At 55.9% G+C, this 21,302-nt stretch carries 21 protein-coding genes; 8 read left to right on the top strand and 13 right to left on the bottom strand.

Going from position 1 to position 21,302, the window contains the following annotated elements; translation table 11 throughout:
* A complete protein-coding gene (locus I2123_RS06755; protein WP_213052042.1) occupies positions 1–885 on the bottom strand; it encodes a LysR substrate-binding domain-containing protein in 885 nt (294 codons plus the stop codon).
* 119 nt (positions 886–1,004) lie between these two features.
* Here I2123_RS06755 and I2123_RS06750 point away from each other — a divergent pair, with 119 nt between their 5' ends.
* A complete protein-coding gene (locus tag I2123_RS06750) occupies positions 1,005–2,510 on the top strand; it encodes a UbiD family decarboxylase (protein ID WP_213052041.1) in 1,506 nt (501 codons plus the stop codon).
* Positions 2,511–2,595: 85 nt separating this feature from the next.
* Here I2123_RS06750 and I2123_RS06745 read toward each other — a convergent pair whose 3' ends face one another.
* Entirely contained in the window at positions 2,596–3,864 is a 1,269-nt protein-coding gene (locus I2123_RS06745) for a nucleoside deaminase (protein ID WP_112164736.1), read from the bottom strand.
* 306 nt (positions 3,865–4,170) lie between these two features.
* On the bottom strand, positions 4,171–4,677 hold the full coding sequence (locus I2123_RS06740) for a DUF1993 domain-containing protein (protein ID WP_213052040.1): 507 nt from the start codon (positions 4,675–4,677) through the stop codon (positions 4,171–4,173).
* 214 nt (positions 4,678–4,891) lie between these two features.
* Between I2123_RS06740 and I2123_RS06735 the strand changes: the two genes are divergently transcribed.
* Both I2123_RS06735 and I2123_RS06730 read left to right on the top strand, forming a co-directional pair.
* The gene (locus tag I2123_RS06735) at positions 4,892–6,160 is read left to right on the top strand and encodes a glutamine amidotransferase-related protein (RefSeq protein ID WP_213052039.1); all 1,269 of its coding nucleotides are present in this window, start codon (positions 4,892–4,894) and stop codon (positions 6,158–6,160) included.
* A 365-nt stretch (positions 6,161–6,525) separates the two neighbouring features.
* Positions 6,526–6,909, top strand: a complete 384-nt coding sequence (locus I2123_RS06730; RefSeq protein WP_112164733.1) for a nuclear transport factor 2 family protein — start codon at positions 6,526–6,528, stop codon at positions 6,907–6,909.
* A gap of 70 nt (positions 6,910–6,979) precedes the next feature.
* On the opposite strand, the gene I2123_RS06725 is transcribed toward I2123_RS06730, so the two are convergent.
* The gene (locus I2123_RS06725; RefSeq protein ID WP_244879887.1) at positions 6,980–7,639 is read right to left on the bottom strand and encodes a TetR/AcrR family transcriptional regulator; all 660 of its coding nucleotides are present in this window, start codon (positions 7,637–7,639) and stop codon (positions 6,980–6,982) included.
* A 535-nt stretch (positions 7,640–8,174) separates the two neighbouring features.
* On the opposite strand from I2123_RS06725, the gene I2123_RS06720 reads away from it, so the two are divergent.
* Positions 8,175–9,317: an NADH-dependent flavin oxidoreductase gene (locus I2123_RS06720; RefSeq protein ID WP_213052038.1), complete on the top strand. Its 1,143-nt coding sequence runs from the start codon at positions 8,175–8,177 to the stop codon at positions 9,315–9,317.
* 165 nt (positions 9,318–9,482) lie between these two features.
* Here the strand turns inward: I2123_RS06720 and uraH are convergent, their stop codons facing one another.
* The 9 genes from uraH to I2123_RS06675 form a co-directional block, all read right to left on the bottom strand.
* Complete coding sequence (gene uraH, locus I2123_RS06715; protein WP_213052037.1) at positions 9,483–9,818, bottom strand: hydroxyisourate hydrolase; 336 nt, start codon at positions 9,816–9,818, stop codon at positions 9,483–9,485.
* Positions 9,811–10,311 (bottom strand): 2-oxo-4-hydroxy-4-carboxy-5-ureidoimidazoline decarboxylase, encoded by a 501-nt coding sequence (gene uraD / locus I2123_RS06710; protein ID WP_213052036.1) that lies wholly within the window; start codon positions 10,309–10,311, stop codon positions 9,811–9,813. Before uraD ends, uraH begins: the two co-directional genes overlap by 8 nt.
* Positions 10,311–11,582 (bottom strand): allantoate amidohydrolase, encoded by a 1,272-nt coding sequence (gene hpxK, locus I2123_RS06705; RefSeq protein ID WP_213052035.1) that lies wholly within the window; start codon positions 11,580–11,582, stop codon positions 10,311–10,313. The genes uraD and hpxK overlap by 1 nt, the downstream gene beginning before the upstream one ends.
* The gene (locus I2123_RS06700; RefSeq protein ID WP_112164728.1) at positions 11,582–12,820 is read right to left on the bottom strand and encodes a pyridoxal-phosphate-dependent aminotransferase family protein; all 1,239 of its coding nucleotides are present in this window, start codon (positions 12,818–12,820) and stop codon (positions 11,582–11,584) included. The genes hpxK and I2123_RS06700 overlap by 1 nt, the downstream gene beginning before the upstream one ends.
* A gap of 24 nt (positions 12,821–12,844) precedes the next feature.
* Positions 12,845–13,594, bottom strand: a complete 750-nt coding sequence (locus tag I2123_RS06695; protein ID WP_112164727.1) for an amino acid ABC transporter ATP-binding protein — start codon at positions 13,592–13,594, stop codon at positions 12,845–12,847.
* Entirely contained in the window at positions 13,594–14,247 is a 654-nt protein-coding gene (locus I2123_RS06690) for an ABC transporter permease subunit (protein ID WP_167457517.1), read from the bottom strand. The genes I2123_RS06695 and I2123_RS06690 overlap by 1 nt, the downstream gene beginning before the upstream one ends.
* Positions 14,244–14,912 carry an amino acid ABC transporter permease gene (locus I2123_RS06685; protein WP_213052034.1) on the bottom strand — a complete coding sequence of 223 codons (669 nt, stop codon included), beginning with the start codon at positions 14,910–14,912 and terminating at the stop codon, positions 14,244–14,246. Before I2123_RS06685 ends, I2123_RS06690 begins: the two co-directional genes overlap by 4 nt.
* Positions 14,913–14,936: 24 nt before the next feature.
* Entirely contained in the window at positions 14,937–15,722 is a 786-nt protein-coding gene (locus I2123_RS06680) for a transporter substrate-binding domain-containing protein (protein WP_420834351.1), read from the bottom strand.
* A gap of 264 nt (positions 15,723–15,986) precedes the next feature.
* On the bottom strand, positions 15,987–16,826 hold the full coding sequence (locus tag I2123_RS06675) for a MurR/RpiR family transcriptional regulator (RefSeq protein ID WP_112164723.1): 840 nt from the start codon (positions 16,824–16,826) through the stop codon (positions 15,987–15,989).
* Positions 16,827–17,036: 210 nt separating this feature from the next.
* On the opposite strand from I2123_RS06675, the gene I2123_RS06670 reads away from it, so the two are divergent.
* The 4 genes from I2123_RS06670 to hpxZ are packed head-to-tail and all read left to right on the top strand — an operon-like array spanning position 17,037 to position 20,644.
* The gene (locus I2123_RS06670) at positions 17,037–18,623 is read left to right on the top strand and encodes a gamma-glutamyltransferase family protein (RefSeq protein WP_112164722.1); all 1,587 of its coding nucleotides are present in this window, start codon (positions 17,037–17,039) and stop codon (positions 18,621–18,623) included.
* A 15-nt stretch (positions 18,624–18,638) separates the two neighbouring features.
* Entirely contained in the window at positions 18,639–18,833 is a 195-nt protein-coding gene (hpxX, locus tag I2123_RS06665; RefSeq protein WP_213052032.1) for an oxalurate catabolism protein HpxX, read from the top strand.
* Positions 18,830–20,227 (top strand): AtzE family amidohydrolase, encoded by a 1,398-nt coding sequence (locus I2123_RS06660; RefSeq protein ID WP_213052031.1) that lies wholly within the window; start codon positions 18,830–18,832, stop codon positions 20,225–20,227. Before hpxX ends, I2123_RS06660 begins: the two co-directional genes overlap by 4 nt.
* Before the next feature lie 33 nt (positions 20,228–20,260).
* Positions 20,261–20,644, top strand: a complete 384-nt coding sequence (gene hpxZ, locus I2123_RS06655; protein WP_112164719.1) for an oxalurate catabolism protein HpxZ — start codon at positions 20,261–20,263, stop codon at positions 20,642–20,644.
* The last annotated feature ends 658 nt before the right edge of the window (positions 20,645–21,302 follow it).

The following is a 21,302-nucleotide window of genomic DNA, read 5'->3' as shown; positions in this document are numbered from 1 at the left end:
TCAGCGCTTCATCAGAACGCTGAGCAGTTTTTTGACCGCCGGGGAATGCTCGAACCGGCGGTACACCAGCCATAGCTCGCTCTCTTTCAACGTATTTTGCGGCACAATAAACCGTACACCTGGCAGTTGGATCACGGATACCGACGCGGGAACCAGCCCCACGCCCAGCCCTGCCGCCGCCAGACTGACAATACTTGCCACATCCCTGACCTGCTGAGCGACCTGCGGCGTGAATCCGGCCTGCGCGCAGGCATCCTGCACTTCCTGCCCCAGCCCGATCCCCGGTTTATCGTCCATCAGCAGCCATTCATCTTGCGCCAGAGCCTCCAGCGGCAAACGGCTTTCTGCGGCTAACGGGTGCAGATGATGCAGGGCAATCAGCAAAGGTTCACGGCTGAAGAGCTGCTGCTCCAGCCCGTCCGGCAGAAGGCCATAGGGCGCGCGAACAATCGCCACATCGAGAATCTCATCGGCCAACGCCTTGAACATAGCGTCCACCGGATACGGCGACAGTCCGATGGTCACGCGTGGCGCAATGCGGTGAAAGTGATTGAGTCGCTCCGGCAGCAAGCCATTGAGCATCGCACTGGCGACGTGCCCCATCGCCACCGTTCCCTGCTCACCGCGCGCAGTGCGCTGAGCCTCACGCACGCCGCTCTCGGCGATCTGTAACGCCAGCCGCGCCTTTTGCTCGAAGGCCACACCGGCTTGCGTCAGCGTCAGACGGCGGTTGGCGCGCACAAACAGCCGCACATCCAGTCGCTCCTCCAGCGCTTTGATCTGCTGGCTCAGCGCCGGTTGGGCGATCGACAACATTTCCGCCGCCCGCCCCATGTGTAACTCTTCCGCCAGCGTGACGAAATAGCGTAAGTGTTTGAAGTCCATCTGCCCTGCTCTGTGTAAAATCGATAAGAAAAACGTATCAATAATGCCGTAACGATGCAATTGATCGCCGACTTTTAAAGGCTCAGAGTAAAGGTAATTTAGTTACGCAGGAAATGATCATGAAAAGCCAGACCCCTCAGCACGCCCTGCAAGCCAGCGACGTCAATGATTTACGCAGCGCCATCGCGTTGCTCAAACAGCACCATGGTCAGTACATCGAAACCGATCATATTGTCGATCCCAACGGCGAACTGGCGGGGGTTTACCGCCACATCGGCGCGGGTGGCACGGTTAAGCGCCCAACGCGCATTGGTCCTGCCATGATGTTCAATAACATCAAAGAGTATCCGGGCTCACGCGTGCTGGTCGGCGTTCACGCCAGCCGTCAGCGTGCCGGATTGCTGCTGGGCTGCAAACCGGAAGATCTGGCGTTTCACATGGGGCAAGCGGTTAAAAATCCGATCGAACCCGTGAACCTGAGTGCTGGATCCGCGCCCTGTCAGGAGCAGATTTTTCGTGCCGACGATCCGGATTTTGATCTGCGTAAACTGCTGCCCGCACCGACCAACACGCCGCTGGATGCCGGTCCGTTCTTCTGCCTCGGGCTGGTGCTGGCAAGCGATCCGGAACTGGGCGTGAGCGATGTGACCATCCACCGTTTATGCGTACAGGGCAAAGACGAGCTGTCGATGTTTCTGGCCGCCGGGCGTCATATCGAAGTGTTCCGCCAGAAAGCCGAAGCCGCCGGTAAACCGCTGCCGATCACCATCAACATGGGGCTGGATCCGGCGATTTATATCGGTGCCTGTTTCGAAGCGCCAACCACCCCGTTTGGCTTCGACGAGCTTTCCGTGGCGGGCGCGCTGCGTAACCGCCCGGTGGAACTGGTGGACGCCGTTTCCGTACCGCAAAAATCTATAGCCCGCGCAGAGATAGTGATTGAGGGCGAACTTATCCCCAACGTCCGCGTGCAGGAAGATCAGCACACGCATACCGGCCACGCGATGCCCGAATTCCCTGGCTACTGCGGAGATGCCAATCCGTCGCTGCCGCTGATCAAAGTCACAGCGGTGACTATGCGCCATCACGCGATTTTACAAACCCTGGTCGGCCCCGGCGAAGAGCACACCACACTGGCGGGCATCCCGACCGAAGCGAGTATTTACAACGCGGTAGAAGCCGCCATTCCAGGCTTCCTGCAAAACGTTTACGCCCACACGGCGGGCGGCGGTAAATTTCTGGCGATCTTGCAGGTAAAAAAAAGGACTGCCACCGACGAAGGTCGTCAGGGACAGGCCGCGCTGATTGCGCTGGCAGCTTATTCAGAATTGAAAAACGTGATTCTGGTGGATGAGGATGTGGATCTGTTCGACAGCAGCGACGTGCTTTGGGCGATGTCGACGCGCTATCAGGGGGATATCAGCACGACGTTTTTGCCGGGGATCCGCGGGCATCAGCTTGATCCCTCACAAATGCCGGATTACAGCCCGTCCATACGCGATCGCGGGATCAGCTGTAAGACCATTTTCGACTGCACCGTGCCCTTTGCCCTGAAAGATCGCTTCGTCCGCGCCCCCTTCCAGGAAGTCGATCCACGCCCTTTTGCGCCGGAACTGTTTGATTAAAGCGTCAATATCTCAGCCATAAAACGAAAAAATCCCGCCAGGTTTATTCACCGGCGGGCTTTGATTTATTGAGGAATTACTGAGATCAGACTGTCGGCAGCCCTGACGTCAGCGCATCGATTAACCCCTGATCCAGCACCTGTTGCGGATGCACCTGAATCTCAGAGCTGTATAACGGCGGCAGTTTCTGGCAATACGCATCCAGTTCAGCCTGTGTAATCGTCGGCACTCCGTACTGAAATGAGTCCGGGTTTTCTGCGGGCAATGCCCCTTCCATTGTCGATCCGTAAGCGCCGAGTTCAATCAGGCTGTGTGATGACTCATCCGGACCATGAGAAAATACAAAAGTACCGTATTTAGGATGGCCGAGATAAGGAAGTACTTTTTCATCGCCCTGACTGTTTCGCAGGTTATAACGCAACTGAGCATAATTGCGGGTCACCAGCAAAAATGCCGTCTGAATAAGCGAGGCTTTTTCGTTGCCAGATAAGCAAAGCAGCAAATTACCGAAGTAATCGAGAAATGCGACTGAATTCCCCTTACCGCCCTGCGCAATATCAGTATTCGCCGCATCAATCATGAATGGCGCCAGTCCGGCATCCGGCGCGCCACGTGTTGGCGCGGTATATTGCAGCGCATCCGGATAGATGGCCTTCAACGCCACCACGATCGGGTCATCTGACGGCAGCTCTTTAATATTTTTTAACTGATCCGGCGGCAAATCCGAATTGATGCTTTCTTTTACCTGAGTCAGGGTGGCATCGAAAATCGATTCACACAGCGCCAGCGTCTGAACATTAATCACGTCTTCAGTAAAGAACGCCGGTACCGGCGCAGAACTGGCCGGACGGGAGAAACAGTTATCCCCGTTCACGGCCGGATAACTGAATGTATCCTGCGCCACCAATGCCAGTTCGGGAGTAAGTGAAGGGAAATCCGCCCTGGTATCATAATTGATACCAGAATAGGTATCGAAAGCCGCGGAAATAACCTTAAAACCGCCGGTAATAATCGAACCGGTACACATGCAGCATGGGTCGAGCGAGGTCACAATGGTAATATCCGACGGTGCAGGCATTTCAATACCTTGAGCAATTTGATCGTAATACCAGTCGATCAGTTGTCTTTCACCGTGAGCGGTCGGGTCATTGGTTTTATTATCTATAACGACGTTATTATGGATTGCATTCAGCACATTACCGCTGGCATCCAGCATCACCCCACCGACGCTGAAAGTATTCTGACAATACGCCAGCATCGCCTGATCCGCTGCAGCAGCAGCGGCGGCTTCAACAGTAGAATACGTGGCTTTGACCGCGGTTGTTTTTTGCGAGTTACAATTACAATTACACATATTAATTCCTTCCATTAGATTAAGTGTATTGATTGAGGTTCAATAATTCGTAAAGCGTCGTTGATTAATAACGCCGAAATTAAAGAGACTGCATCGTGACAAGTTAATCTTCATTTAAACAATGGAAGGTGTTGTGCCAGTACTGGCACCAGAATGAGTTATTAAAAAATATTTTACTGGTGTCGATGTTTAATTTATTTATTTACAACTTGGATAAATATAATATTTTCATTCACGCTCTGAATTAATGCATTTCAGAGCGTGAATATAATTAGCTATTCAGGTAATGACCGGAGAAAATGACGTTTAGATCGCGCCAATAAAATCAGACTTCCCAATCTTCACGCCAACGTGACGTAAAATATTGTACGCCGTGGTGACGTGGAAATAGAAGTTCGGGACAGCGAAAGTGGTGACGTAGCTGTGTGCGGTGAAGTTAAGTTCGAAGTTTTTTCCCTTCACGACGATCGGACGGGATTCATCGCCTTCCAGCTGTTGCGGTTTAACGCTTTCGATAAAGTGCAGGGTTTTCGCAATACGTTCCTGTAACTGCGCGAACGTGGCTTCTGTGTCTTCCATCGCCGGTGCGGCGATACCGGCCAGGCGGGCGATTGCACCTTTCGACATATCGCTGGTGATCTGCACCTGACGCGCCAGCGGATACATATCTTCTGCCAGACGGGTGTTCAGGATCTCCTCTTCAGATTTCCCGTTTTCCTGCGCCCAGGCCGCGCCTTTCTCCAGCAATGCAGAGAGATTCTGTAAACCACGAACAAACTGTGCCGCCGTGCTGGCATAAAGTGATGCTGACATGATGCTTCCTTAATGAGTGTAGGGTTCAGAACAACCGGCGATAGATTAGCGCGTTATGGTCTGAACAGCGTGGCGTTTCGTAGTAGTGAAGTGTTACCGGAGATCACTTTTGCGAGCCGCCGCGCTCTTTTTGTCAACACTTGTAAGCAGACCGCTGTGTGGATCAGTTCTTGCATTCAATATCCCCGCAAAAACATCTGACAGAGGAAACCTGATGACCATCACCTTTATTGCACACTCCACGCCCGAACCTGCGTTGTACGGCGCGATGGCAGCGATACTTGCTGAATTGCGCGCGTTGCCGCTGTGTCACTTTCCCGTCAGTCATGATGCGCGACGTTTCCCGAATGCCCGTCAGCACGTCACGGCACAGGGGCATTCTCTGACCAGCGGACTGGTATGGCTTGAGCGCCTGACCGGGCGCGGTGCGGGTGCTGAATCCAGCCTGGAATCGCTGATTTATCGGGCACTTAAAGAGGATGTCGTGGTGCCACTGCGTGAGCCTCTCTCCGCCGAACTGAGTGCCCAAATCACCGCGCATGGCATCGAAACAGAATCATTAACCGTGGTGCGCCATCAGGATAAATTCCAACTGGAAGACTGCACCACCGGCAAAGTTCGCAGTAACGGCTGGGGGCGCGATGCCTTCGGGCGCTGGGCGTTAGGATCGGTGTCACAACCGGTGATGCGCGCCGGAAAAACCCTTCGCATCGCCTTAGTCGGGGATTTTGCTGAACAGCGCGACAGCTATCCGGCGATGCTCGCTGCACTGGGAGACGCCGCCGATGCACTGGCAATGAACATCGACGTGGTCTGGGTGACGCCTGCACTGCTCGGCAGTCAGCTCGACTCCACCCTTTTTGACGTCGACGGTATTATTTTGCCAGGCACCACACTGACCCAGGGTGACCATCAGGCCGCAGCGCTGGCGACTGCCACGTGGGCGCTGGAAAACCCGACGCCGCTGCTGGGCATTAATCAGGGGATGCATCAGATGGTGACGGCACTGGGGCAGCGGGTGCTTGGGCAGGAGTGCGTGGTGATGCAGGGTCCGTCTACGCTCGGCAGCCTGCAAACCGCGCTGCCGCTGAGTGAGCACTCACAACCGCGTCTGGGCAATCACCCGGTTAAAACCTGTGCGGGCAGCCTGCTGGCACACAAAATGGGCGAGGAATTTACGCTGCGCTATAACCAGCGCCGTTATCTGAATCCGCACATTCTCAGCGCACTGGAAAACGCCGGTCTTACGGTGTCTGGAATGGATGAAAGCGGGGAACAGGCGCAGGCGGTGGAACTGATGAATCATCCGTATTTCATCGGCGTTCAGGGCCAGCCTGAGCTGATGTCACGTCGCGAGCGCCCGAATCCGCTGCTGATGGCGTTCCTGCAACAGGTCCGTCAGAGTAACCGCGAATGCGACGTCAGCCACGCGGCGCTGACCAAAAGCGTACGCCTCAGGCATCCGCACTTCTCAATGGGGTGAAGGAAAAGTATCGTTTCAATTATGCCCCCACGCGTCTTTAAATGAGCAATATCCCCCTCAAAACCACCGCGACCACATGACGCCCTCACCTTCAGGAGGGCTTACTGTCCGACCATTCCCTCATCGCCATCAGCCTGATCCCGCATTTCACCTACAGTCAGCGTGATCCTCAGGACTGGGCAACTGCCGGAATTAGGATCACACAGCGTAAAAACACTTTCATGTTGACTTATTGTGTAATGATCACTATAAAATACACATTACTTAGTGGTCACTACATATATAATGTTAGCGACCCTCTGTAAGCAGAGACTTTTAACCGTGAAATCACCTGTAATACATCTGTTTGATGTGAGGATTTGAGCATGACCAAACCAATCTATGTCCATGAATACAATGAAATCGTGAAAGTACTGAATCAGTACAATGAAGGCGGTAAAAAGGCCGACAGCAGCATCATGAAACCTGCTTTCAGCAAAGAAGCCACAATCTTTGGCGTTGACGGTGACAATAAACTGACCGGCGGTGCGATCCAGGGTCTGTTTGATACCATTGATACCGCCTTCCGTCCGTCGCCTGAAGCGCAGGGCGTCATTGTGAATATTGATATTGTTGGCACCGCGGCCAGCGCACGCATCGATACCAACGATATCTCTGGCTTTTGCTTCACGGACTTTTTTAACCTGTTAAAGGTCGAAGGGAAATGGACGGTAGTCAGCAAAATCTACCACACCCATGTAGCGCCATAATATTTCTACGCTGACGCTGTAAAACCCTCTTTATTCCGTCCCTTAGGGACGGTTTTTTTTACAGAGGATTCTACGGACGTGGCAGCAGGAGAACCGCCTGGTTGGCGACGCGCTTTAGGTCTGCCTGCGAGATCCCGTCCTGTGCGGGAATGGACATCCCCTCCAGAAGCGTATTCAGCGTCAGGGCAATACTCTCGATATCGGTATCAGGGGGCAGCTGGGCAGCCTCTTTTCCTGCCTGCAGACGCTGCCTGAAATATACCCGCCCTTCTTCTCTGAGCGCTTTAACAGCATCGTAGACATCTTTCGAATCCGGTGAAACGTTGATAGCCGCGAGGACCACAAGGCAGCCGCAGGGAACATCTTGCGACGTCAGGATGATGGCCGATTCCTCAAAAAAGTTGCGAATGGCATCATGTACATTCGCTTCCTGAAGCATCTTTTCCCACGGAGCATCCCAGTAGGTTCTTTCGTAAAAGTTTACCGCCTCGAGAAACAGCTCAGCCTTGCTGCCGAATGCCGCATAGAGGCTCGGCGGATTGATTTCCATTACCCGACAAAGTTCACCGACCGAAGCGGGTTCGTATCCGCATCGCCAGAACAAGCCCAATGCACTAATCAGGGCTTTATCCCTGTCAAAATTACGGGGTCTTCCTCGTCGTGAGGTCGTGCTGCGCGTTGAATCTGACATGTGTCCAGCCTGATAAATAAAGAAAAACTGATGGCTCATTATACAAGATTTCGGGCGTGCGGTACCGGGGAAGGATGCAGCTCTCCCCCGTAACTTTTAGCTCACGGCATTCCCGTGTAAAAACACACAAAGTGTATTGAACACTACATAATAGTGTTATTATGTAGCAATTGATACACAATCATACCTGAATTGAGCAACGTTTCGGGCCATTCCCTCCGCCCACCCCCTCCATAAACCTTTTTTTCTTTGTGAATTGAAAAATCAGCTTGCCTTTTTATTTAGTGATCGTTATAAATATACGAATACTTAGTGATCACTATAAAATACAGAGTTGTCTCTCTGTTACGACAGTAACCGCCGACACGCTCGATCACGCTGAAGAAATGATTCAGTAAAAAGCCTGCCAGCCGGGAAAAGACTATCGTATTAGCGAAACTTATTTTGGTAACCGTGTCCCCATGACCGCAGCATTATCTGAATACGTTTCTTGTTTTATAAAAAGTTATCGCCGATGCCATCATCCGAATGGATGACATCAGCAAAAACATGAATTAATTGTTGAGAGAATATAATGAATCCGAAATATGCCCCTTTATTTCAACCCTATACGTTAAATAACGGGGTTACTATCAAAAACCGTTTTACCGTTGCGCCAATGACGCATTTTGCCTCCCATGAAGACGGCAGCATCAGCGACGAAGAACGCCACTTTTTGACCGACCGCTTCGACGGTTTTGGCCTGTTTATCGCCGCCGCAACGCTGGTATCTCCGGAGGGCAAAGCCTTTGTCGGCCAGCCTGAAGCCATCGGTGAGAAAGATTTACCGAGCCTGCGTGAAGTTGTCCGCATTGCTAAGCAACAGGGTGCTACGGCGGTTCTGCAGATTCATCACGGTGGTCATCTCTCCCTCCCTGAATTACTGAAGGGTCGCGAGATGGTCGCGCCGTCTGCGGATGAGAAATCAGGTGCCCGCGCCCTGACCGATGAAGAGATCCGCAACCTGATTTCCGCCTTCGCCAATGCCGCGCATTTAGCCATTCAGGCCGGGTTTGACGGCGTCGAAATTCACGGTGCGAATAATTATCTTATCCAGCAGTTTGTATCGGGTGAGAGTAACCGTCGCAAAGACCAGTGGGGCGGCAGTATTGAGAATCGCCTGCGCTTCCCGCTGGCCATCGTTGATGCCGTTACGGCAGTCAGGCAGCAGTACGCCACCGACGAGTTTATTGTGGGCTATCGTTTCTCTCCGGAAGAGCCGGGAGAGCAGGGCCTGACAATGAAGGATACCTTTGCCCTAATAGACGCGCTGGTCGAAAAACCATTACAGTATCTGCATGTTTCTCTGTGGGATTTCTACAAAAAAGCGCGCCGCGGAGCGGATACAACGATGACCCGTATGCAGTTGCTGCACGAGCGTATTAACGGCAAACTTCCGCTGATTGGCATCGGCAATCTGTTTACCGCCGACCAGATCCTGCAAGCTTATCAGACAGGCTGGGCGGAGTTCATCGCTACCGGTAAAACCGTGATGATGAACCCGGATCTCATCCGGCTTATCGCCTCAGGTCAGGAGGACAAAATTGTGACGGCTATCGATCCGCATAAAGAAGACCGTTACCGCATTCCGGATAATTTGTGGAATCAGAATATGCAGCGTCTGTCTTACCTGCCTCCGGTCAAAGATGACCACAACTGGCAGTCGCCGGATATTTAAAGAATATATTGATATTCAAAAGTAATAAAAAATCTTATCCGTTATTTATTCACCTGACTTCAGTGTCAGGTGAATAAAAGAAAAACATTATGAATTATATTCAAAATAAAACCGTAATGAGCAGCGCAGTGCTCCTTACGTTTTAAAACTTTCGTTTTCGCTGACTCAGCTCCCGCGATACGTCGAATACGCGTAGGGGCTTATCAGCAGTGGCAGGTGGTAGTGATCCTGCCCGCCGTCAATTTTTACATCGATGATCGCCGAGCAGTACAGCGTTTCACGCCCCGTCCCGGCAAAGTACGCGCCGATATCTGCACACAAGCGGTAATGGCCTGAATCCACAGCGTCCGGCGTTAAATTTGCCGCACGGCCATCGGCATCAGTCTGCGTTTCGCTGATTAAGGTGACGTTCTGACCGTCGATTTTTTCCAGCCAGACACGCACGCTGGCGGCGGGCTGGCCGAGTGATGTGTCGAGAATATGCGTTGTAATTTTAGTCATGACTGAAAATCTCCTTTAAGCGCAGCAGGGTAATTTCTTTGAGTTGCTGCGCAGTTTCCTGACTTTCGGTTTCCGGCGAATTCTGTAACCGCCGTTGCAGGTTCCCAAGGATCTCTTCTGAACTGCGGCCTTTGGCGCGGATCAAAAACACCCTGCCAAAGCGCTGCTCATAGCGCAGATTGCCCTCGTGCAACGCATCAATAATATCCTGATGGCTGATGTTCAGCGTCGCCTGTTCCCCGCGCGACAGCTGTGCTTCTTTGCTGCTGCCGTCTGCCCGTTCACCGATGCGCGGATGCGCGGACAGCGCCTGGGTGATGTCTGCCGCCCGCCAGTGCTGACAGGCCGCGCCAGCGCACTGCAACAGGCGATCGGTTGAAGAATAGGGCCGCGCGTCGCTGACCTGTTTCGCCCAGGAGGGAATATTCACCAGCGGGCGAAGCAGTGCGACGGCCTCGAATTCGGACAGCGCATTAAACTCTTCGAGGGTCATCAATGCCCCTCCCCGAAACTCAGCACCGTGTTGATATACGCCTGCACCGCAAACGCCACGTCACCGGTCGTGACCGATTCATCCGGATGATGGCTGATGCCGTCTTTGCAACGCACGAACAGCATTCCGACCGGCCAGCATTCTGCGATAGCAATGGCATCGTGCCCCGCCCCGCTCGGCAAGGACATCGCCTGCCCCTGCAACGGCAAAATGCTTTGATTCAGACGGTGCTGCAACCCTTCGTCGCACTCCGTCGCGCTGATGCCGTAAAACTGTTCGGCTTCGAATGTCAGCCCGCGACGTGCGGCGATTTCATGGCCTTTCGCCAGCAAAACTTTAAGCAACGCACATAAATCTTCATCGCGCGGCCCGCGGGCGTCGAGAGACAATTTCACCTGTCCCGCAATGACGTTCACCGCGCCCGGCAGGCATTCCAGCGTGCCGACGGTCGCGACCAGATTGTGGCCAGTGGCGGTGGTAATACTTTCGATTGCCAGCGTCCATTCGGCGGCGGCGGTCAGGGCGTCCTGACGCTGCCCCATCGGCACGGTACCTGCGTGACCGGCGTGACCGGTGAACTGGCAGTTCAGACGGCGTGCGCCGTTGATCGCGGTGACCACACCGAGCGGCACATCTGCCGTTTGCAGGCACGGACCTTGTTCGATATGCAATTCCAGATACGCGCAGAAATCGCCGACAGCGCGCCGGGATGCGCCAATGTGCAGCGGTTCCAGCCCGACGTTAATCATCGCCTCGGCAACGGAAATCCCCTGCGCATCCCGGCGTTCCAGCCAGTCGGCGGGCCAGGTGCCGGTCAATCCACGGCTGCCGAGCAGCGTGATGCCAAACCGTGTGCCCTCTTCATCGCAGAACCCGACGACTTCCACCGCCATCGGCAAACGAATAGCGTTTTGATGTAAATACGACACCACTTCCAGCGCCGTCAGCACGCCGAGCGGGCCGTCATAGCGCCCCGCGTTACGCACGCTGTCGAGATGCGAACCGAGCAGCAGCGCAGGCGCGGAAGGATCCAGCCCTTCGTAGCGCCCGCAGATGTTGCCGACGCTGTCCTGCCAGACGCGCATCCCGGCGGCGGCCATCCATTCGCCCACAAGGCGGTTGGCCTCTAAATGTTCCGACGACAGATAAACACGGGTCAGCATCCCCGGCGTTTCGCTGATGGCGGCCAGCGCGTCGCAGCGCGCCATCACCCGTTCGGCCGCCCGCGCGGCACTTTCGGACACCGCTGCCAGCGTTAAGGCTTCTGCCATTACTGACCTCCTGCGTAATGTTCCCACGCAGCCTGCGAACCGGCGCCGTATTTCGACGCAAACCCCAGACGGTGCAGCACGGCCTCCAGCGCCACCAGCGTTTGTAATACGCAGTCTTTGCGGGCGTTGTAGCCCATGGTGCCGATACGCCAGATTTTTCCGGCCAGCGGACCAAATGAGGTGCCAATCTCAATGCTGAAATCGTTGAGCATCATCTGACGCACCTGTTCGCCGTGAATACCCTGCGGAATGACCACGCCGAGCACGTTATTCATACGATGATTCAGATCGCCGAATACCTCCAGCCCCATTCCCTGAATGCCCGCCAGCAGCGCGCCGCCGTGCAGTTTGTGGCGCGCAATGCTGTTATCCAGACCTTCTTCAAGGATGATGCGCGCACATTCGCGTGAGGCGAACAGCATGCTGGTGGCTTCGGTGTGGTGGTTCAGGCGCTCCGGCCCCCAGTAATCCATGATCATGCCCAGATCAAAATAATTGGAATAGATCATCTCCTCGTCGCCGTCGGCGTGATCGGCGGTGCGGATCCCTTCTTCGACACATTTACGGCGGCGGATCTGTTCTTCAAAGCGCGGGCTGATGGTGACCGGCGAGCTGCCTGACGGCCCGCCGAGGCATTTTTGCAAACCGGCCGACACGGCGTCTAATCCCCACGCATCGGTTTCCATCGGGTTGCCGCCAAACGAGGCCGTGGCGTCTGAATAGAACAGCACGCCGTGACGGCGGCAGATATCGCCCAGCTGTTCCAGCGGCTGCAACATCGTGGTGGAGGTGTCGCCCTGTACGGTCAGCAGCCAGCGCGGTTTGACGGATTTGATGGCGTCTTCGATTTGCTGCGGGTCGAACACTTCGCCCCATGGCGCTTCGATAGTGTGAACCTCCGCACGGCAGCGACGGGCGATTTCACACAACAGATGACCAAAGCGCCCGAACACGGGCACCAGCACTTTATCGCCCGGACGAATGCCGGAAAGCAGCACGGCTTCGATACCGGCGCGCGAGGTGCCGTCTATCAGGAACGTCCACTGGTTTTCGGTTTTGTACAGCGCGCGGTACAGCGCCATCACTTCATTCATGTAGCCGGTCATGACCGGGTCATATTGCCCGACCAGCTGGCTCGCCATCGCACGCAGCACGCGCGGATCAGCGTTGATCGGCCCCGGCCCCATCAGCAGACGGGTGGGCGGGTTGATTTGTCCGAGTGTTTTGATGTCCAGCATGATTGATCCTTACTATGAAGTTCGTCAGACCGCAGCTTCGTTCAGCCCGCGTACCGATGCGATAAATTGTTTTAACTCCGGGGTTTGCGGATTGGCAAACAGCGCCCGGCTTTCGCCCTGTTCCCACACGGTGCCCTGATGCATAAACACCACGCGGTCGCCCACTTCGCGGGCAAAATTCATTTCGTGCGTCACCAGCACCAGCGTCATGCCCTCTTTCGCCAGTTGCTCGAGCACTTTCAAGACTTCGCCGACCAGCTCCGGGTCGAGCGCCGAGGTGATTTCATCACACAGCAGCACTTTCGGGTTCATCGCCAGCGCACGGGCGATCGCCACGCGTTGCTGCTGGCCGCCGGAAAGGTTGGAGGGGTAATAATCCATGCGATCCGCCAGTCCGACTTTCGCCAGCATCTGCGCGGCCAGTTCACGGCATTCAGCCGCGGATTTTTTCAGCACGCGGCGCGGTGCCAGCATGACATTTTCCAGCGCGGTCATGTGCGGGAAAAGATTAAAGCTCTGGAACACCATGCCGACCGAGCGGCTGATGTCGCGCGCCTGCGAGTCGCGATCGGTGATGGTCATCCCGCCGAGTTTAATGCTGCCGTCCTGATACCCTTCCAGCCCGTTCATGCAGCGCAGCAACGTACTTTTCCCGGAACCGCTGCGGCCAATGATGGAGATCACTTCACCGCTGTCGATATCCAGATCCACGCCTTTCAGGACGTGATTCTGGCCGTAAAACTTTTGAACCTGATTGATTGTGATCAGCGGCATTACTGTTTATCTCCACGCAACGATTTTTCTAAATGCTGACTGTAACGCGACAGCGGATAACACATCAGGAAGTAGCCCAGCGCCACTAATCCGAACACTTTGAACGGCTCAAACGTCACGTTATTGAGCATCGTGCCCGCTTTGGTCAGCTCGACAAAACCGATAATCGACGCCAGCGCAGTGCCTTTCACCACCTGAACAGAAAATCCCACCGTTGGCGCAATCGCGATGCGCAGCGCCTGCGGGGCGACCACGCGCCACAGCGTCTGGCCAAAATTCAGGCCGAGGCAGCGTGACGCTTCCCACTGGCCTTTTGGCAGTGCGGCGATGCTGCCGCTCCAGATATCCACCAGATAGGCACTGGTATACAAGGTCAGCGCAAGTGCAGCAGCGGTCCAGGGGCTGACGTTGATACCAAACAAACCGAGGCCGAAGAACGCCAGAAACAGCTGCATCAGCAGCGGCGTGCCCTGAAACAGTTCGGAATACAACCGCACAAACAACGACGGCCAGCGGCGTTTGGTCAGGCGCATCAGCAACAGCGGCAAAGTAACCAGCGTGCCGCCAATGAATGCGGTCAGGGAGAGCAGAATCGTCCAGCGCGCCGCCAGCAGCAAATTGCGCACAATGTCCCAGTCGGAAAACGTCATCATCCGTTATCACTCCCAAAGAAGCGGCGTCCGGCCAGCAGCAATAACTGACGCATCGCAACCGACAACAATAAATAGAACAATGTGGTGACCAGATACACTTCAAAACTGAGGAACGTGCGCGACTGAATCAGGTTGGCGGCGAACGTCAGTTCTTCATAGGACACCTGCGACACGACGGAAGAACCGAGCATCACGATAATGCACTGGCTGACCAGCGACGGGTAAATACGCTTGAGCGACGGCGGCAGAACGATACGCAGAAATGTCTGACTGCGGCTCAGCCCCAGCACGCGCCCCGCTTCCCACTGGCCTTTCGGCGTTACCTGAATACCCGCGCGGATGATTTCGGTGCTGTACGCGCCGAGGTTAATCAGCATCGCCAGCAGCGCCGCTTCGCCTGCGGTCATTTTCAAACCGATGGCCGGCAGACCAAATACGATGAAAAACAGCTGTACGACAAACGGCGTATTACGGATGGCTTCGACATACACGCCCCAGACCGTCCGCAGGATTTTATGGTTGCCGCAGCGAATGGCCGCGCCGCAAATCCCGATCGCGACGCCGCCAATCGTTGCCATCACCGTCAGCTCAATGGTGGTCCATAAACCGGCCAACAGCTCCGGCATATACGGCCACAGCGCGCTAAAGTTAAGCTGATAGGTCATGAAAGATCCTCGTCAAACCACTGATTACGCGCCGATGGAAGCCGGCAGCGGAGCCTTCATCCATTTTTCGGACAACGTGTTCAGCGTCTTATCTTTAACGCCTTCGGCAATCAGTTCGTTCACTTTCTCTTTCAACGCCGGTTCGTCTTTACGCAGGCCAACGAAACACGGCGAATCTTTTAGCATCACTTTGGATTCAGGCGCTTTGGCCGGGTTCATTCGGGCAATCGCCGCTACCACCAGGTTGCCGGTAGCGATGTATTCCACCTGACCGGACAGGTACGCCGACAGCGTGGTGTTGTTGTCTTCGTAACGCTGAATTTTGGCGTCTTTCGGTGCCACATCAGTCAGCGCCAGATCTTCTACCGCACCACGGGTTACGCCGATGGTTTTGCCGGAAAGCGCGCTCAGCTCCGCCAGCTTGTCGCCCTTCGCGCCAAACACGCCGAGGAAAAACGGTGCGTAAGCGTTACTGAAATCGATGACTTTCTCACGCTCGGCGTTCTTCCCGAGGCTGGAGATCACCAGATCCACTTTATCGGTTTGCAGATAAGGTACGCGGTTGGCGCTGGTGACCGGCACCAGTTGCAACTTAAGTTTCATCTTGTCGGCCAGATACTGCGCCATGTCGATGTCATACCCTTCCGGCTGCAGATCCTTGCCCACCGAACCAAACGGCGGGAAATCCTGCGGCACGGCCACGCGCAGCACGCCGCGCTTCTGAATATTCTGCAACTGATCGGCTATCGCGCCCGATGCCTGAAGAACCAGCATTGCAACACCTGCCCACGCCAACAGCCGTTTGTTCATGTTCATAGATTATCTCCGGTGAAAGGTTTTTGGAACGATAGATTCTTATAAACATGACTTTGCAACGAATGTGCCAAAAGCGGTTCAATCGAAAAAATGTGGACGAAGTCACGCTATGACAAGGAATTACGGGGAATGGGGACTGTTTGGGGTGGCGCCTTTTGCCCTGTGGCAGAGCAGAAAGACGCGAAAAGTAAAAATGGCGGCGCACCGTCATTGTGCGAAGGCACCAAAAAAGCGCCCTGTTTGAACCTGAATCGGGAATCAGCGCTGTTCGAGTTCGTCGAGATCGCTGTACATATCGTTTATCTGATGAATTCGCTGACGCCCTGAGGCCAGCATTTCGTGCAGCAACGCGTTGCTGAGCAAATTTGCCAGACTCATCGCCGAAGAATAGCTGTCAAACGCCGACACGCTGTCGAGTGGCGTCGCCAGATGCCAGGTCGCCAGTGCAGTCAGCGTCTGCGCCTGCGGTTCGCAGACAAGCAGCACCGGCACGCCCAGTGTTTGCAACTGGGTCAGAATGGCCTTCGCCATGCGCGGTCTGCGGCGGAACGCGACGAAAATCACCACATCCTGCGCGGTCAGGTCTACCAGCTCTTCCGCCAGCGTCTGCCCCGGCTGCGGCATCATCGTCACGCCTGGTCGCACCTGAATCAGCTGCTGGCGCAGATGTAACGCCACCGGATAGCTGTTGCGAAAGCCCAGCAGACGCACCTGCCGCGCCTGACTCAGCGCGGCGGTCAGCGCACTGAACTGCGCGCCGTCGATCTGATTAATCCACTGCGTCAGGTTGGCCATTTCCTGCTTGTAGTGCCGGGACAACAGGGTGTTTCCCTGCACCGCATCGCGGCTGTCGGTCAGCGGCATTCCGCTCTGGCGCAGCGTGCGCATTTCATCGCGCATGTCGCGATAACTTGGGTAGCCGAGCCGCTTAAACAGGCGGCTGACCGTGGCCTTTGACACTCCGCTAAGCCGCGCCAGCTCTGCGCTGTTGTAGCTCATCAGGTCGTCAATACTGGCGAAGATAAAGTCGGCTACGCGTTGTTCCTGCGGCGTCAACGCCGGGTAATGGTCGCGCAGACGCTCATCAATTTGTTTCATGTCCGACCCTTTTGTAACGGAAGTTTCAATGAATGGGCGGAACATACCATGCACTATGCTTGCCAATGCAAGCGAATTTATCCGTCAACGCGGCACTTTCCTGCGGATGTGGAACACCTCTTGCTTAACTTAATGACATCGCGCCCTCTTACCCTGCACGCGCGGACTGACATCAGCACATAAGAAAAGACACGCAACAAAGGACATCGCATGATTAACAGTAACAGCGCACCGTTAGGAATGGCGGTCACGCCTCATCATCTGGCGAGCCAGAGTGCGCTTGCGGTATTACGCGAAGGCGGTAATGCCATCGAAGCCATGGTGGCCGCAGCCGCAACCATCGCCGTGGTGTATCCGCACATGAACGGGCTCGGCGGCGACGGCTTTTGGCTGATTGTACCGCCACAGGGCAATCCGGTCGCCATCGACGCCAGCGGCGCGGCTGGCTCCCTCGCTTCTCTGGATTTTTATGCCGGTGACACACACATTCCGCACCGCGGCCCGAAATCGGCGCTCACCGTCGCGGGCACCGTGGGCGGATGGCAGGAAGCGCTGAACGTTTCCGCTGAATTTGGCGGCGAGCAAAAACCGCTGTCGCGCTTGTTGCGTGACGCGATCCGTTACGCCTCCGACGGAATTCCGGTCACCGCCTCGCAGGAAGCCGCCACCCGCTCCAAGCAGCACGAACTCAAAGACATCCGCTCTTTCGCCGATGTGTTTCTGCCCAACGGAGAAGTGCCGCGCGCCGGGAACCGCTTCACACAACCGCAGCTGGCACAAACATTATCGATGCTGTGCGAAGACGGACTGGGCAGTTTCTACCGGGGTGAACTGGCCGACAGCATGGCCGCCGATATGGAAAAGCTCGGTATGCCGGTCACCCGCGCCGATCTCGCGGCGTACAAACCGCAGCGCCGCGTGCCCTTGCGCCTCAAACACAGTAAGGGCGAAATCTACAATCTGACGCCACCGACGCAGGGGCTGGTCTCACTGGCGATCCTCGGCCTGACCGACCGTCTGTCACTCGAAAGCATGGACGAAGGCGCCACGATTCACAGCATCGTTGAAGCCACCAAACTGGCGTTCGGGCTGCGCGATCGTTTCATCACCGATCCACGCATGATGACGCAGGACGCCCAAAGCCTGCTCGATCCGCAGTATCTCGATGCCCTCGCCACCCGCATCAAACCGCACAGCGCCGCCGACTGGGGCAAAGGCAAAGGGCCGGGCGATACTGTCTGGATGGGCGTGATGGACAGCAGCGGGCTGGCGGTCTCGTTCATCCAAAGCATTTATCATGAATTTGGCAGCGGCGTGGTGCTGCCGGAGAGCGGCGTGCTGTGGCAAAACCGCGGTGCGTCTTTCAGTCTCGATCCGGATCATTTGCTGGCGCTGGCGCCGGGCAAACAACCGTTCCATACGCTCAACCCGGCCGCCGCCCGTTTATACGACGGTCGCACGATGGTGTACGGCTCGATGGGCGGTGACGGCCAGCCGCAAACGCAGGCGGCAGTGTTCATCCGTCACGTGGTGCAGGGGCAATCCTTACAACAAGCGATCAGCGGCCCGCGCTGGCTGCTCGGCCGCACCTGGGGCGAAAGCTCCGACTCACTGAAACTGGAAGGCCGCTTCGAATATCCGACGCTCGCCGGGCTGCGCCAGCGCGGTCACGACGTCGAGCTGTTACCGGATTTCAGCGAAGCCGTCGGCCATGCGGGCGCGATTGTGCGCCACACCAACGGCATGTTTGAGGGCGCGTCTGACCCGCGTAGCAACGGCAGCGCTGCCGGTTTTTGATAAGGAGAAAACACCATGAAAAACACACCTGCTGAGCTCCAATGGGCTGCGTATGTCCGCCAGATGGAATCCGTACTGGCGCTGGAACTCGACGACGCACGTCGTCAGGAATTACTGGTGCAATTTAGCCGCATCGCGCAGATGGCGCAGCCGCTGATGGATTTACCGCTCGACCCGCGCCTGGAAATCGCCGGGGTATACAGAGCATGAAATCGTTAGAAAATTTCTCCATCAGCCAGCTGCATCAGGCGATTGCGCAGGGCCACATCTCCGCCAGCGAAGTCGCCACCACCACGCTCGACGCCATAGAACAGGCGAATCCGGTCATCAACGCGTACACCCACATCACCCGCGACAGGATGCTGAGCGAAGCCGCGAAAGTCGACAAAGCCCGCGCCAGCGGTACAACGTTACCGCCGCTGGCCGGTATTCCTTATGCGGTGAAAAACCTGCTGGACGTCGCGGGCGAAGTCACGCTGGCCGGTGCCAGCCTCAACAGCAGCAACGCCGCCGCGCGGCACGATGCCTGGACCATTTCACGGCTGGCCGCACAGGGCGCGACGCTGTCAGGCATGTTGAATATGGACGCCTACGCCTACGGTTTCACCACCGAAAACAGTCACTATGGCGCGACGCGTAACCCGCGCGATCTTTCCCGCGTCGCAGGTGGATCTTCCGGCGGTTCGGCGGCGGCGGTCGCTGCCGGTCTGGTGCATTTCACGCTTGGCAGCGACACCAACGGTTCGATCCGCGTGCCCGCCTCGCTCTCCGGCATTCTCGGCCTGAAACCGACTTTCGGGCGGATCTCCCGCAGCGGAAGCCAGCCGTTTGTCGCCAGCCTCGATCATCTCGGCCCCCTGGCGAGGTGCAGCGAAGATCTTTCGCAGGTCTACGACGCAATTCAGGGCACCGATCCGCAGGATCATTTTCAGGCTGACAAGCCGAATACCGAGACGTTTTCGCAGCTTAAGCGCGGCCAACAGGGTTTACGCACTGCTGTCCTCGGCGGATATTTTTCGACGTGGTGCGATGAGCACGCCAAAGCCGCCGTGCTGAAGGTAGCGCAGGCGCTGGAGGCTCAGGAAGAGATCGAGATGCCGCAGGCTGAACTGGCGCGTTCTGCGGCGTTCATCATCAGCGCCTCGGAAGGCGGCAATCAGTATTTACCCAAACTGCGCAGTATTCCTGAACAGTTTGAGCCACTTTCCCGCGAGCGTTTGCTGGCAGGCGCCATGATCCCGGCGGCGTGGTACGTGCAGGCGCAGCGTTTCCGTCATCAGTTTCAGCAACAGGTGTTGCCATTGTTCGACCATTGGGACATCTTGATTGCGCCAGCCACGCCGTGTCCGGCGACTTTACTGGGTCAGGAAACGATCCACATCAACGGTCTGGACCTGCCAACGCGCGCCAGTATGGGAATGTTGACGCAGCCGATTTCGTTCCTTGGCCTGCCGGTGGTGACCGTGCCGGTAACCACCGCAACGGGTCTGCCGATAGGGTTACAACTGATTGCTCCGCCGTGGCGGGAAGACCTGTGCCTGCGCGCCGCGTGGGCGCTTGAGCAACAAGGTATCGTGAAAGTCAGCAGTTCTTCGGTGATCTGACATTACCGTTTTCCAGGGTGAAGAGAGTTAATCATGAAAACTGACAATATTGACCGCCCGGCGATCCTCGCCGAAATGAATGCGGCATTTTATCGTTATGAGCAGGCGCTGATCACCAACGACACCGCCGTGCTCGACGAGCTGTTCTGGCATGATCCGCGGACTGTGCGCTACGGCGCAGGGGAAAATCTTTACGGCATCGAAGCCATCCGTGAATTCCGCGCTGCGCGCCCTTCTCAGGGGCTGGATCGCGATTTGATCAACACGACGATCACCACGTTTGGCGATGACATGGCGATCGCCAGTACCGAGTTTCGCCGCGAAGGTACGGACAAAATTGGGCGACAGCAGCAGACGTGGGTCAAAATGTTGAGTGGATGGAAGATTGTGGCAGCCCATGTCAGTTTGATGGTTTGATGGTTTGATGGTTTGATCGAGAAAATTTCGGTTTTTCAATAACGGTGATCACCTGGCTTTTCGCGCCGAAACCGACCAAGAGAGGGAATTGCTTTCCCTCTCTTGGATCTCTCCCCGCTTTTTCAAACACGCGCTGTCGCCAGACCGATGGACGTGTTCTGTGACCTCCGTGGAGGCGCAAAATCTTGCCGCTCCGCGGTCCCTTCGTTCGGTCTTCGAGCCATAGGTCTCGAAACACTCTCTCAGCAAAATTTTTTTATCGCGCCTTGGCGGGATCTTAAAAGCATCGCTGGGTTTTTGGTTTTGGGGCTTGGGGTTTTATTTGTATGTTGCTGTTATCGCCATTTGTCATAGCTGCTCGAGTCATTTCGAAATTTTAACAGGCTTTTTTCTCATCCTGAGCCGGTGAAGTTGTGACCTAAAACTTCTGGCCGCTTTCAAAAATCACGCCGGAGGAAGAGGTGGAAAACCGCGCGGCGTTTTGGCGCGGGTTGTAACCCGACCGGAGGGCACCGCACAGCGGCGGGATTTTGCGGCAATAGCGGTGGCTGCTGAAACATAGCCCGTTTGCATGGCACGTGTTTTAAAGAGCCCGGGATTCTCAGGGGGGGTGGCGACAGACCCCCCTTGAGGCCGGCTTGGGTGGCAACCCAAGGTC

It is taken from the genome of Rahnella inusitata, assembly GCF_018288855.1.
GTDB lineage: Bacteria > Pseudomonadota > Gammaproteobacteria > Enterobacterales > Enterobacteriaceae > Rahnella > Rahnella inusitata.
The sequence above is the reverse complement of the archived record's forward strand: the minus strand, read 5'-3'. Positions and strand labels throughout refer to the sequence as shown.